The sequence below is a fragment of the Paraburkholderia hiiakae genome (assembly GCF_904848665.1).
GTDB classification, from domain to species: Bacteria; Pseudomonadota; Gammaproteobacteria; order Burkholderiales; family Burkholderiaceae; genus Paraburkholderia; species Paraburkholderia hiiakae.
This window is the reverse complement of the sequence record NZ_CAJHCQ010000023.1, coordinates 35,284-48,619: the sequence shown is the minus strand read 5'-3', so window position 1 is coordinate 48,619 and position 13,336 is coordinate 35,284. Positions and strand designations below refer to the sequence as shown.

General features: G+C 64.6%; 8 protein-coding genes and 1 pseudogene. 2 read left to right on the top strand and 7 right to left on the bottom strand.

Annotation, left to right across the window (positions count from 1 at the left end; genetic code table 11):
- Positions 1–133 precede the first annotated feature (133 nt).
- The 3 genes and pseudogenes from JMY28_RS31990 to JMY28_RS31980 form a co-directional block, all read right to left on the bottom strand.
- Positions 134–1,600 carry a glutamate synthase subunit beta gene (locus tag JMY28_RS31990; RefSeq protein ID WP_201699896.1) on the bottom strand — a complete coding sequence of 489 codons (1,467 nt, stop codon included), beginning with the start codon at positions 1,598–1,600 and terminating at the stop codon, positions 134–136.
- A 106-nt stretch (positions 1,601–1,706) separates the two neighbouring features.
- On the bottom strand, positions 1,707–6,407 hold the full coding sequence (locus JMY28_RS31985; protein ID WP_201699895.1) for a glutamate synthase-related protein: 4,701 nt from the start codon (positions 6,405–6,407) through the stop codon (positions 1,707–1,709).
- A 645-nt stretch (positions 6,408–7,052) separates the two neighbouring features.
- Positions 7,053–7,742: pseudogene (locus JMY28_RS31980) on the bottom strand (transposase); the annotation flags it as partial.
- A gap of 188 nt (positions 7,743–7,930) precedes the next feature.
- Between JMY28_RS31980 and JMY28_RS31975 the strand changes: the two are divergent.
- On the top strand, positions 7,931–8,650 hold the full coding sequence (locus tag JMY28_RS31975; RefSeq protein WP_201699894.1) for an OmpW/AlkL family protein: 720 nt from the start codon (positions 7,931–7,933) through the stop codon (positions 8,648–8,650).
- 375 nt (positions 8,651–9,025) lie between these two features.
- Positions 9,026–9,403 (top strand): DUF883 family protein, encoded by a 378-nt coding sequence (locus JMY28_RS39395; protein ID WP_201699893.1) that lies wholly within the window; start codon positions 9,026–9,028, stop codon positions 9,401–9,403.
- Positions 9,404–9,437: 34 nt separating this feature from the next.
- Here JMY28_RS39395 and ugpQ read toward each other — a convergent pair whose 3' ends face one another.
- The 4 genes from ugpQ to aroK all read right to left on the bottom strand — a co-directional run bounded on the left by ugpQ (position 9,438) and on the right by aroK (position 13,231).
- Entirely contained in the window at positions 9,438–10,202 is a 765-nt protein-coding gene (gene ugpQ / locus JMY28_RS31965) for a glycerophosphodiester phosphodiesterase (RefSeq protein WP_201699970.1), read from the bottom strand.
- A gap of 52 nt (positions 10,203–10,254) precedes the next feature.
- The gene (locus JMY28_RS31960; protein WP_236597138.1) at positions 10,255–11,427 is read right to left on the bottom strand and encodes a deoxyguanosinetriphosphate triphosphohydrolase; all 1,173 of its coding nucleotides are present in this window, start codon (positions 11,425–11,427) and stop codon (positions 10,255–10,257) included.
- Between the two features lie 91 nt (positions 11,428–11,518).
- Positions 11,519–12,601, bottom strand: coding sequence for a 3-dehydroquinate synthase (aroB, locus tag JMY28_RS31955; protein ID WP_201699891.1), 1,083 nt, complete (start codon positions 12,599–12,601; stop codon positions 11,519–11,521).
- 75 nt (positions 12,602–12,676) lie between these two features.
- On the bottom strand, positions 12,677–13,231 hold the full coding sequence (gene aroK / locus JMY28_RS31950) for a shikimate kinase AroK (RefSeq protein ID WP_201699969.1): 555 nt from the start codon (positions 13,229–13,231) through the stop codon (positions 12,677–12,679).
- Positions 13,232–13,336 lie beyond the last annotated feature (105 nt).

Below are 13,336 nucleotides of genomic sequence, written 5' to 3'. Positions count from 1 at the left end.
GGGACACACCGGATTTAACGCGGCAGCTCCGAGCTGCCCATCAAATACGCATCGACGGAGCGCGCACACTGACGGCCCTCACGTGTCGACCCGAGTTAGCGCTTTAGCGCTTACTCGGGTCCCAGATCCGGCCTTAACGCGGCAGCTCCGAGCTGCCCATCAAATACGCGTCGACGGAACGTGCACACTGACGGCCCTCACGGATCGCCCACACCACGAGCGACTGGCCGCGGCGCATATCGCCGGCGGTGAAGACCTTGTCGACCGACGTGTAGTACGCCTTTTCGCCTTCGGTCGAGGCACGCACGTTGCCGCGCGCGTCCTTCTCGACGCCGAATGCTTCGAGCACCGGCGAAACCGGCTGCGTGAAGCCCATGGCGAGCAGCACGAGATCGGCCTTCATTTCGAATTCCGAACCCGGCACTTCGACCATCTTGCCGTCCTTCCACTCCACGCGCGCGGCGATCAGCTTCTCGATCTTGCCGTTCTTGCCTTCGAGGCGCTTGGTCGCGACCGCCCAGTCGCGCGAGCAGCCTTCGTCGTGCGACGACGACGTGCGCAGCTTGATCGGCCAGTACGGCCACACGAGCGGCTTGTTCTCTTCCTCGGGCGGCTGCGGCAGCAGTTCGAACTGCGTAACGCTCTTCGCGCCGTGGCGGTTCGAGGTGCCCACGCAATCGGAACCCGTATCGCCGCCGCCGATCACGACCACATGCTTGCCCTTGGCGAGCAGCTGGTTCGGCAGCTTGTCGCCGGCGTTGACCTTGTTCTGCTGTGGCAGGAAGTCCATGGCGTAGTAGATGCCTTCGAGTTCGCGGCCCGGCACCGGCAGATCACGCGGCGTTTCCGAACCGCCAGCGATCACCACGGCGTCGAACTGTTCCTTCAGTTCGTCCGGCGAGATGGTTTCTTTCGCCGTGTTGCCGATGTAGGCAGGCAGCTCGCCACGGCCGATGAACACGTTGGTGCGGAACGTCACGCCTTCGGCTTCCATCTGGCGCATGCGGCGGTCGATCAGCCACTTTTCCAGCTTGAAGTCGGGGATGCCGTAGCGCAGCAGGCCGCCGACGCGGTCGTTCTTCTCGAACACCGTCACGTCATGGCCGGCGCGCGCGAGTTGCTGCGCGGCGGCGAGGCCGGCGGGGCCCGAACCGACCACGGCAACCTTCTTGCCCGTCTTGTGCTTCGCGACGTGCGGCGCAACCCAGCCTTCGGACCATGCCTTGTCGATAATCGCGTGCTCGATCGACTTGATACCTACGGGATCGTCGTTGATGCCGAGCGTGCACGCCGCTTCGCAGGGCGCCGGGCAGATGCGGCCCGTGAACTCGGGGAAATTGTTCGTGGAATGCAGGACGTCGATCGCGCTCTTCCAGTCCTGGCGGAACACGAGGTCGTTGAAGTCCGGAATGATGTTGTTGACCGGGCAGCCGTTGTTGCAGAACGGGATGCCGCAGTCCATGCAGCGTGCGCCCTGGATCTTCGCGTCGGCGTCCGAGAGCGCCGCCACGAATTCCTTGTAATGCTTCACACGCGTGAGCGGTGCTTCGTACGCCTCATGCTGGCGCTCGAACTCGAGAAAACCGGTTGCCTTACCCATAGGGTTCTCGTCTATCTCTATCTATTCGGTGAGGGGACCGCGCCCGGCGCCGCGTATCTGTTCGCGCGGCGGGCGCTTCGTCTTCGTTCAGTCGTCGTCTTGCGGATCAGGCGGCCAGTACTTCCTGGCTCGCCTTCTTCGCGCCGAGTTCGCCCAGTGCGCGCTTGTATTCCGTCGGGAACACCTTCACGAACTGGCGGCGCGCCGCATCCCAGTTTTCGAGCAGCGCCTTCGCGCGCGTCGAGCCCGTGAACTGGAAGTGACGCTCGACGAGTCCCTTGAGCAGCGCTTCGTCGGTCTGGCCCATGTGCCACAGTGCGCGATCCACGGTGCGCTCCTGTTCGGCCTGTTGCAGGACCGGGTCGAGCGCGACCATCGACTTGTTGCACTTGCCGGCGAAGGTGCCATCCGGGTCGTACACGTAGGCGATACCGCCCGACATGCCCGCCGCGAAGTTACGACCGGTTTCGCCGAGTACGACCACCGTGCCGCCTGTCATGTATTCGCAGCCATGGTCGCCCGTGCCTTCGACAACGGCCGTCGCGCCTGAGTTACGCACCGCGAAACGCTCGCCCGCCACGCCGCGCAGGAAGGCTTCGCCTTCGAGCGCGCCGTACATCACCGTATTGCCGCAGATGATGTTTTCTTCGGACTTGCCGCGGAAGTCGTTGGTCGGACGGATGATGATGCGCCCGCCCGAGAGGCCCTTGCCGACGTAGTCATTGCCGTCGCCCACGAGGTCCAGCGTGATGCCGCTCGCGAGGAACGCGCCGAAGCTCTGACCCGCCGTCCCCTTCAACTGGATGTGGATCGTGTCTTCCGGCAGACCGTCGTGGCCGTACTTCTTCGCGACGACGCCCGAAAGCATCGCGCCGACCGTGCGGTTCACGTTGCGCACCGGCTGGATGAACGAGACGTGCTCGCCCGTTTCGATCGCGGCCTTTGCCTTCTCGATCAGCGTGTGATCGAGCGCGCGGTCCAGACCGTGGTCCTGCGACTCCACATGCATGCGCGCGACTTCGGCGCCCACTTGCGGCTGGTAGAACACGCGCGAGAAGTCGAGACCCTTCGCCTTCCAGTGCTCCACGCCACGGCGCGTGTCGAGCAGATCCGCGCGACCGACCAGATCGTCGAACTTGCGGATACCCAGTTGCGCCATGATTTCGCGCACTTCTTCAGCGATGAAGAAGAAGAAGTTGACGACGTGCTCGGGCTGGCCCGAGAACTTCGCGCGCAGCACCGGATCTTGCGTCGCGACGCCGACGGGGCAGGTGTTCAGGTGGCACTTGCGCATCATGATGCAGCCCTGAACGACGAGCGGCGCCGTCGCAAAACCGAATTCGTCTGCGCCGAGCAGCGCGCCGATCACCACGTCGCGGCCCGTCTTCATCTGACCGTCGGCTTGCACGCGGATACGGCCGCGCAGCTGGTTCAGCACCAGCGTTTGCTGCGTTTCCGCGAGACCCAGCTCCCACGGCGTGCCAGCGTGCTTGAGCGACGAGAGCGGCGACGCGCCCGTGCCGCCGTCGTGACCGGCGATCACGACGTGGTCGGCCTTGGCCTTCGCCACACCGGCTGCCACCGTACCCACGCCCACTTCCGAGACCAGCTTCACCGAGATCGACGAAACCGGGTTCACGTTCTTCAGATCGTGAATGAGCTGCGCGAGGTCTTCGATCGAGTAGATGTCGTGGTGCGGCGGCGGCGAGATGAGGCCCACGCCCGGCACCGAGTAACGCAGCTTGCCGATGTACTCCGAAACCTTGTGGCCCGGCAGTTGACCGCCTTCGCCCGGCTTCGCGCCCTGCGCCATCTTGATCTGGATCTGATCCGCCGACGACAGGTACTCCGCCGACACGCCGAAGCGGCCCGACGCGACCTGCTTGATCTTCGAGCGCAGCGAGTCGCCATCCTTCAGCGGGATGTCCTTGACGACTTCGTCGCCGATGATCGAACGCATCGTGTCGCCGTTCTTGATCGGAATGCCGCGCAGCTCGTTGCGATAACGCTTCTCGTCTTCGCCGCCTTCGCCCGTGTTCGACTTGCCGCCGATACGGTTCATCGCGACAGCCAGCGTGGCGTGCGCTTCGGTCGAAATCGAGCCGAGCGACATCGCGCCAGTCGCAAAGCGCTTGACGATTTCCTTGGCCGGCTCGACGTCGTCGATCGAGATCGCGCGCGCCGGGTCGAGGCGGAATTCGAACAGACCGCGGAAGGTCATGTGGCGCTTCGTCTGATCGTTGATCAGGTGCGCGTATTCCTTGTAGGTCTGATACGAGTTGCTGCGCGCCGAGTGCTGGAGCTTGGCGATCGCGTCCGGCGTCCACATGTGGTCTTCGCCGCGCACGCGGTACGCGTATTCGCCGCCAGCGTCGAGCATGTTGGCGAGAACCGGGTTGTCGCCGAATGCATCGCGGTGCAGAAGGATCGCTTCTTCCGCCACTTCGAACAGGCCGATGCCGCCCACCTTCGAAGCCGTGCCCTTGAAGTACTTGGCGATGAGGTCGTCAGCCAGACCAACCGCTTCGAAAATCTGCGCGCCCGTGTACGACATGTACGTGGAGATGCCCATCTTCGACATCACCTTGAGCAGGCCCTTGCCCACCGCCTTGGTGAAGTTGTAGACGGCCTTCTCGCCCGACAGATCGCCCTTCAGGCCCTGCGCCATTTGCGCGAGGGTTTCCATCGCGAGGTACGGGTGCACGGCTTCCGCGCCGAAACCGGCGAGCAGCGCGAAGTGGTGCGTTTCACGCGCCGAGCCCGTTTCCACGACGAGACCCGTGCTCGTGCGCAGACCGTGCTGCACGAGGTGCGAGTGGATCGCCGAGGTGGCGAGCAGCGCGGGAATCGCGACGTTATCGCGGTCCGCGCGGCGGTCCGACACGATCAGGATGTTGTAGCCCGACTTGACCGCATCGACGGCTTCCGCGCACAGCGACGCGAGACGCGCTTCGATGCCTTCCTTGCCCCAGGCCACCGGATAGCAGATGTTCAGCTCGTAGCTGCTGAACTTGCCGCCCGTGTACTGCTCGATCGCGCGGATCTTCGCGATGTCCTTGAAGTCGAGCACCGGCTGCGACACTTCGAGACGCATCGGCGGGTTGATGTTGTTGGTGTCGAGCAGGTTCGGCTTCGGGCCGATGAACGACACGAGCGACATCACCATGTTTTCGCGGATCGGGTCGATCGGCGGGTTCGTGACCTGCGCGAACAGCTGCTTGAAGTAGTTGTAGAGCGTCTTGTTCTTGTTGGACATGACCGCCAGCGGCGAGTCGTTGCCCATCGAACCGACGGCCTCTTCACCCGACATCGCCATCGGCGCCATCAGGAACTTGAGGTCTTCCTGCGTGTAGCCGAACGCCTGCTGACGGTCGAGCAGCGCGGCGGCTTCGGCGCGCGCGGTCGCGACATCTTCCGCCTTCGGCTCGATCTCGTCGAGCTTGATGCGCACGGCGTCGATCCAGCTCTTGTACGGCTTGGCGTTGGCCAGATTGTCCTTCAGTTCCTTGTCGTCGATGATGCGGCCGTGTTCCATGTCGATCAGGAACATCTTGCCCGGCTGCAGACGCCACTTCTTGACGATCTTCGATTCCGGAATCGGCAGCGTGCCGGCTTCCGACGCCATGATGACCAGGTCGTCGTCCGTGACGATGTAGCGCGCCGGACGCAGACCGTTACGGTCGAGCGTAGCGCCAATCTGGCGGCCATCGGTGAAGGCGATCGCGGCGGGGCCGTCCCACGGCTCCATCATCGCAGCGTGGTATTCGTAGAACGCCTTGCGGTTCTCGTCCATCAGCGTGTGCTGCTCCCAGGCTTCCGGGATCATCATCATCATCGCGTGGACGAGCGGGTAGCCTGCCATCACCAGCAGTTCGAGGCAGTTGTCGAACGAAGCGGTATCGGACTGGCCCGGATAGATCAGCGGCCAGAGCTTGGGCAGGTCGTCGCCGAGCACGTGCGAGGCGATCGCACCGGTACGGGCGTTCAGCCAGTTCACGTTGCCCTTCACGGTGTTGATTTCACCGTTGTGGGCGATCATGCGGTACGGGTGAGCCAGCTCCCACGCCGGGAACGTGTTCGTGGAGAAGCGCTGGTGCACAAGCGCCAGTGCCGAAACCACGCGCTCATCTTGCAGATCGCGGTAGTACACGCCGACCTGACCCGCCAGCAGCAGACCCTTGTAGACGACCGTGCGCGCCGAGCACGACGGCACGAAGTATTCCTTGCCGTGCTTGAGCTTGAGCGCCTGGATGCGGTGGCTCGCGGTCTTGCGGATGATGTACAGCTTGCGCTCGAGCGCGTCCGTGACCATCACGTCCTTGCCGCGTCCGATGAAGATCTGGCGGATCAGCGGCTCGCTCGCCTTCACCGTGGGCGAAATCGGCATGGCGTGGTCGACCGGCACGTCGCGCCAGCCCAGCACGACCTGGCCTTCGGCGCGCACCGTGCGCTCGAGTTCCTGCTCGCATGCGAGACGCGAGGCGTGTTCCTTCGGCAGGAAGATCATGCCGACACCGTACTCGCCGAACGGCGGCAGCGTCACGCCCTGCTTGGCCATCTCTTCGCGGTAGAACGCGTCCGGAATCTGGATCAGGATGCCCGCGCCGTCGCCCATCAGCGGATCGGCGCCCACGGCGCCCCGGTGGTCGAGGTTTTCGAGAATCTTCAGACCTTGCTGAATGATTTCATGGCTCTTCTTGCCCTTGATATGGGCGACGAAGCCGACGCCACAGGCGTCGTGCTCGTTTTGCGGGTCATAGAGACCTTGCGCGGCGGGCACCGCGGCGCGCTGCTGGTGATCGTTCATGGGGACACCGTCAGAGTGGGGCTGTTGCCAGCCGTTGTGTTCTTTGATTCCCGCCGCTTGCGTGACCGCTGTACGGCGTTGCGCGGGTATTACGTGCTTCCCGCGTTATGCGCCCAGGAGAGCCGAAAGGCGAATATACGCGACGAATCAAGGGGATGCAAATAAAACGTGATGTTCAAGCCCTATTTATCGAGTTGGTGCATTCGCACATTTTTTTAATGGTGCCATATCAAATTGGGGCAAAAGAAAACGGCATCCGAAGATGCCGCTTATCTCGTAAATATTTGATCCGAAAAGCAATCAGTGGGTGCCAGTGCCCGGCTTGCGCTCCTCGTGCTCCGAACTCGAACCCGACGAGCCACCGCCACCGGAGCCCTGCGAACCGCCGGAATGGCCGCTCGAGCCCCCCGTATTTTCGCCCGATGTGGTAGCTGAACCACTCCCGGCATGGCCCCCCCCATGCGTCGAGGTCGAACCCGCTGGATTGTCGCCAGAGTGCGGAGTTGAATAGGGGGCGGATTGACCGGCGCCATGGCCAGCTGACTGACCGCCACCACCACCTGATCCGGCCGCAGGCGTCGAAGCCGCGCTCGCTGTGGCCGCCGCCCCAATTGCGCCCGACGCCGCCGCCGGCGTGCCCGGCGCTTCGCGCACCTTGCGCGGGCGCCCCCGCGGCAGCGGTGAGACGCGCCGGTTCGCTGTACGCGATGCCCAATCGCGGTAAGTGTCGCTACCGAGCACCCAGCCCTTGAGCGTGGCCTGCATGAGCTGAGTCGTTTCGCGTTCGTCGAGCGCTTGCTCGCAGAGTTCGCGATATGCGCGCTGACGCTCGAACGGCGTATTGCCGAGCGCCCAGTACAGCGGATGGTCGGTGATAAGGCTGTCGACGGTCAGGCCGATGTGATGCCGGTAGCTCGACCATCGATAGTCTTCGGGCGCCGTCACGAGATGACTGCGCACCGGCGCGAGTTCGACGACGCGGCTCGCCAGCAGGAAGAAGCGCTCGCCCTCGATGACCGTTGCGCGGTAGCGCCCCTCCCAGAGCGTGCCGCGACGCGCATAGCGCCGGTTGAAATGCGCCACGTAGCGCCGGCCGACCGCCTGCATTGCCTTAGGCAGGCTGGATTCGTCGGAGGGCGTGACGAGCAGTTGCACCGCGCCGGGCATCAAGACCCACGCATGAACCGCCAGATGATGATCGCGCGCCGCGGCCTTCAGGCAGTCGATGAACAGTTCGTAATCCTGGTCATCGACGAACGCGGGCTGCTGATCGAGTCCGCGCAGGATCACATGCTGCGGCTGATCGGGAACATAAAGACGTGCAAGCCGTGCCATGCTCGATTTTCCTGGTTCCGTTGGTGAATACCCGCAGACCCGCCAGGCCCCACCAGCGCTAGTTCTCGCTGGCATGCGGCTTCGGCGGAAAGCTCGCGGCGCTTAGTAAAAAAGCTCTAACGGTCGCGTATGGTTTGTTGCAAACGTTGTGTTCATAATGGGCGGGCCTTTCATGGAGGAGCATTAATATGAAATTAAAACAGGCGCTGGCAGGGGTCGCCGCGCTCGCCAGTTTCTCGGCAGCACACGCACAATCCGCAAACACGTTCTACGTCACCACCGGCTGGTTCCGCTTCATGCCACAGGACACCAGCGACCCGCTCAAGATCCTCAGCGCAGGCGGCACGCCCGTTAACATGGCCGTCCCGAACACGGGCGCCAGTATCGGTTCGGCCGATACCCTGGGTGTCTCCCTCGGCTACTACATTACCGATCACTTCGCCACTGAAGCCGAACTGGGCATTCCGCCGAAGTTCGATATTTCCGGCGGTGGCAGCTTCAGCAGCTTCGGCAAGGTCGGCACGGCGAAACTGTGGAGCCCTGCGCTGTTGTTTAAGTACTACTTCAACAGCCCTGACGCAAAATTCCGTCCTTACCTCGGCGTTGGCGTCACCTACGCCTGGTTCACCGACGCGAAGATCACCAACGGCGCCTTCGAACAGGGCGTGCTTGGGGGTCCGACCAGTGTTTCGACGGATCGTTCCTGGGCCCCCGTGTTTAACCTGGGCTTCAACTACAACTTCACGAAGCACTGGTTCGCCGGTTTCTCGCTGTCGTACATTCCGATCAACGTGACCGCCACGTACACCACGACGCTGAACAACCAGTTCGGCACCCAGCGAGTCGCGGAATCGAAGATTCACCTGAACCCGCTCGTGACGTACCTGAAGGTCGGCTACAACTTCTAACGCGCTCCGGCGCCCCGCACTACCTCGCGCCGGCCCTTCGCCTTGCCCCTGCGGCACCTGGCGAAGGGCGGCGTTTTCCGCCCAGCCGTTCCCTTCCCGCCTTAGCGTCTCCATCGAATTTTCCCCGCCTTTGCATGGGCTTATCCTGATTCTATGCCTCTGCGAAAAAGCGTGCTGTCCCCGTAATCACCTGTTTTGTCACCAGAGAGCGAAGCCCCGCCTGGCGGGCGTTTGCGCCCAACTCGCTGCGCTCGTTCAAGTCTCGGGCACCGGAATTGCGCAATACTTGCACTCCGGTTCTCGCCCTCCCGCGCCCTTTTTTGTGCGCGCCGCGGCGAGCCTTTTACCTGTGACTTTTCAACGACGGAGCCATACATGAGCGCCTTTCCGAACACGCGAGAAGCCCTCGGAGATTCCTGGACGCGCACGGGCCGCCACGCGCGGCGCATCGCGCGCCGCGGCCGCAGTGCCGCCGCCGATATCACCGATGAGTTGCGTGATCTGCTAGCCGAGCTGGAGAACACGCTGGGCGAAGGAACCCAGGCCGATGCCGCCGCGCTGCGTGCCGACATCCGCAAACGTCTCGACGCCGCCCGCGAGCGGCTCGAAGTGGCGCGCGCTGTCGCGCGCGAACATACCGACGCGGCCATTGCCGGCGCGGACGACTACGTGCACCGCAACCCGTGGCAGGCCGTAGCGATCGTCGGCGGCGTGGCGCTGGTGGTGGGCGCGCTGCTCGCGCGCGCCCGCTGAACGAGGGTCCGGGCGTCGGCCGCCCGGCTGAACCTCAGGCGTCGAGCGCGCGCGGCCCGATCAGGTCGATGCGGTCTGTGCAGACCGTATCGACGCCCCAGCTCACGAGCTGGCGCGCGCGGTCGAGGTCGTTCACCGTATAGGCGAGGATGAAGAGCCCCGCCGACTTGATGCGCTCGACGAGCGCCTCGTCCAGATGGCGATGGCTCGCGTGAAGCGACACACAGTCGAGCGCCACGGTCTGCTCGCGCCAGTCTGCGGGCACACGCTCGAACAGCAGGCCGCGCGGCAGGTCCGGCGCGCTCAAGCGTGCCGCCTCGAGAGCCGCATAAGAGAACGACGAGAGCAAAGGCGGCATGCCCGCCTGCGCTTCTTTCCCCGCTTGCATCCATAGACGCGCCGTTTCGGCGCCGACGATGCGACCTGTCTCCACGTCGCGGCCCGCGCAGGGCTTGATTTCGACGTTTGCCGCGAGGCCCAGTTCACGACAACACGCGGCGACTTGCGCGAGCGTTGGCATCGGCTCGCCGGCAAAACGCGCGTCCCGCCAGCTGCCCGCGTCCAGTGCGGCAAGCTCCGCATAGTGCATGGAAGCCGCCGCGCCGTGACCGTTCGACGTGCGGTTGACCGTGTCGTCGTGTAGCAGGAAAGCGACATTGTCGGCAGACAGCTTGGCGTCGAACTCGACAAACTTATGGCCGAGGCTCGCGCCGGTGCGCAGACCCGCCAGCGTGTTCTCGGGCGCGAGCGTGCCGCCCCCTCGGTGCGCGGCAACGCGCGGATACGGCCAGGACTTGATCAAATGGGCTCCCGAAATCGGCAGGGGCAGTGAGTCAGGAGACGTCGCGCGCTCAAACGTCGTCGGCGACGACGAAGAGACGGCGGTACTCCTTCAGGGCATAGCGGTCAGTCATGCCCGCGATGTAATGCGCGATCAGCCGCGGTTGCACGGCAGCGTCCTGCGTCTGGTACGGGGGCGGCAACAGGCGCGAGTCTTCGCTGAATGCATCGAACAAGCCCCTCACCACGCGCCGCGCCTTGTTGGCCATGCGCATCACACGATAGTGGCGGTACAGGTTGCGGTAGAGGAAGCGCTTGAGCGCGGCCGCCTGCGCGGCCACGCGCTCGCTGTGCGCGACGAGCGGAGGTGCCGCGCGCACGTCGTCGAGCGACTGCGGCGCGCATTCGGCAAGATTGCGCCGCGTCTGCCCAATCAGATCGACGATCAGCGTGTTGATGATGCGCCGCACCGTCTCGTGAATCAGCCGGCGGCCCTCGATCTGCGGATATTCGGCGCGCGCGGCGTCGTAGTGCGTCTGCCAGAGTTCGACCTCGGCGAGTTGCTCGATGGTGAGCAGGCCCGAACGCAAGCCGTCGTCGACGTCGTGGTTGTTGTAGGCGATCTCGTCGGCGATGTTGGCGATCTGCGCTTCGATAGATGGCTGCCGGCCGAGCAGAAAACGCTCGCCCAGATCGCCAAGCCGACGCGCATGCTCGCGCGAGCAGTGCTTGAGAATCCCTTCGCGCGTCTCGAAGCACAGGTTCAGCCCGTCGAACGCGCCGTAGTGCTCTTCGAGCTCGTCCACGACCGCGAGGCTTTGCAGATTGTGTTCGAAGCCGCCGTGATCGCGCATGCACTCGTTGAGCGCGTCCTGGCCCGCATGGCCGAACGGCGTATGGCCAAGGTCGTGCGCGAGCGAAATCGCCTCGACCAGATCCTCGTTCACGCGCAGGTTGCGGGCGACCGAGCGTGCGATCTGCGCGACTTCCAGGCTGTGCGTGAGCCGCGTGCGAAAGAGATCGCCCTCGTGGTTCACGAAGACCTGAGTTTTGTATTCGAGGCGGCGAAACGCCGTGGAATGGACAATGCGATCGCGGTCGCGCTGGAATTCGCTGCGCGCGGCAGGTGGCGGCTCGGGATAACGTCGCCCGCGGGAGTGCGAGGCGTGCGCCGCGTAAGGCGCGAGGCCCGCCTCGAACGAGGCGACTAGCGCGGCACTGGCGTCGGCGGTCCGAGAAGGCAGATCACTACCAGGATCACTACGGGGATCACTACGGTTATCGCTGCGGGTGTCGCTCACCGTTCCTCCGCAAGGGGTTATCGCCGGCGGCGCGTCAGCTCTGCGTCGCGGCGGCGAGCGTGGCCTGCACGGCTTCGTCGGGCGCGCGGCCGATCTGGGTCTCGCCAAAGCGCTTGAGCAGGATGAACTTGATCGCCCCGCCCTCGGCCTTCTTGTCGACTTGCATCAGTTCGACGTAGCGGTGGGCGCCGAGCGCGGGCGCGCGTACCGGCAGCTTCGCGGCCTCGACCACGCGCACGAGGCGCGCGCGCGACACTTCGTCCAGCATGCCCATGCGCACCGAGAGATCCGCCGCCATCACCATGCCGCAGCCCACCGCCTCGCCATGCAGCCACTCGCCGTAGCCGAGCCCGGCCTCGATCGCATGGCCGAACGTGTGGCCGAAGTTGAGAATGGCGCGCAGGCCGCCTTCGCGCTCGTCGGCGGCCACGACGGAGGCCTTGATCTCGCACGAGCGCTTGACCGCGTGCGCGAGCGCTTGCGGCTCGCAGCGGTTGAGCGCCTCGACGTTGGCTTCGATCCAGTCGAAGAATTCGGCGTCGGCGATCGCGCCGGTCTTGATGACTTCGGCGATGCCCGCCGCCAGTTCGCGCTCCGGCAGGGTGGCAAGCGCGCCGATATCGGCGATGACGGCTTGCGGCTGGTAGAACGCGCCGATCATGTTCTTGCCGAGCGGATGATTGATGCCCGTTTTGCCGCCCACCGACGAGTCAACCTGCGAAAGCAACGTGGTCGGCACCTGGATGAACGGCACGCCGCGCATGTAGCAGGCGGCCGCGAAGCCCGTCATGTCACCTGTCACGCCGCCGCCCAGCGCGATGAGCGTGGTCTTGCGGTCGGCGCGCGAGGTGAGTAGCGCGTCGAAAATCTCGTTGAGCGTTTCCCAGTTCTTGTGCGCCTCGCCGTCGGGCAGCACCACCGTGTTGACGTCTTTGCCGAGCGGCGCGAGCGCGGCGCGCAGCGTCTCGCCGTACAGCGGGTCGACGACGGTGTTCGTCACGATCGTCACCGACTTGCCGGCGATATGGGGCGCGAAGAGCGCCGTCTGACCGATCAGTCCGGAGCCGATATGGATGGGGTAGGCGCGGTCGCCCAGTTCGACGTTGACGGTAATCATGCTCTGAATCTTGTGGGTTTCCGATGCGTTGCGTGGCCTACGAGATACTGCGCGACTCACTGCGCGCCCTGCGCCCTACTCGCGCGCCGTGGCCCGTGCGATGCCGGCCATGTCGAGCTGCATCAGCACCATGTTGACGAGTCCGTTGACGGAGGGCCGGCCGGTTTCGATCACGAAGTCCGCAACTTCGCGATAAAGCGGGTCGCGCACTTCGTAAAGCGCTTCGAGCCGCGCCTTTGGGTCTTCGGTTTGCAGGAGCGGGCGGTTCTTGTCGCGCCGCGTGCGCAGCCACAGATCGTGCGGATGCGCGCGCAAATACACGACGAAGCCACGCGCCTTGAGCGCCTCGCGATTCTCGGGCCGCAGCACTGCGCCGCCGCCCGTGGCGAGGACGATGTTTTCGCGGCCCGTGAGCTCTTCGATCATCTGGGCCTCGCGGTCGCGAAAGCCAGCTTCGCCTTCGAGCTCGAAGATCACCGGAATGCGCGCGCCCGTGCGCGCCTCGACCTCGTGATCGGAGTCGAAGAACGGACGCTCCAACCGGCGCGCGACCGCCCGGCCCACGGTCGTCTTACCGGCGCCCATGAGCCCTACGAAAAATACATTGGCGTTTGCGTCCCGCACTTGCAGCGTTTCCTACGAAAGGTTGGTGCCGCAGCTTACTGGCAAAGCGGCGGCGTTGTCGAGCCTGCGTCCCCGGCGTTCCGGCCCTGCAAGCGCTTGCCTGCGCAGTTG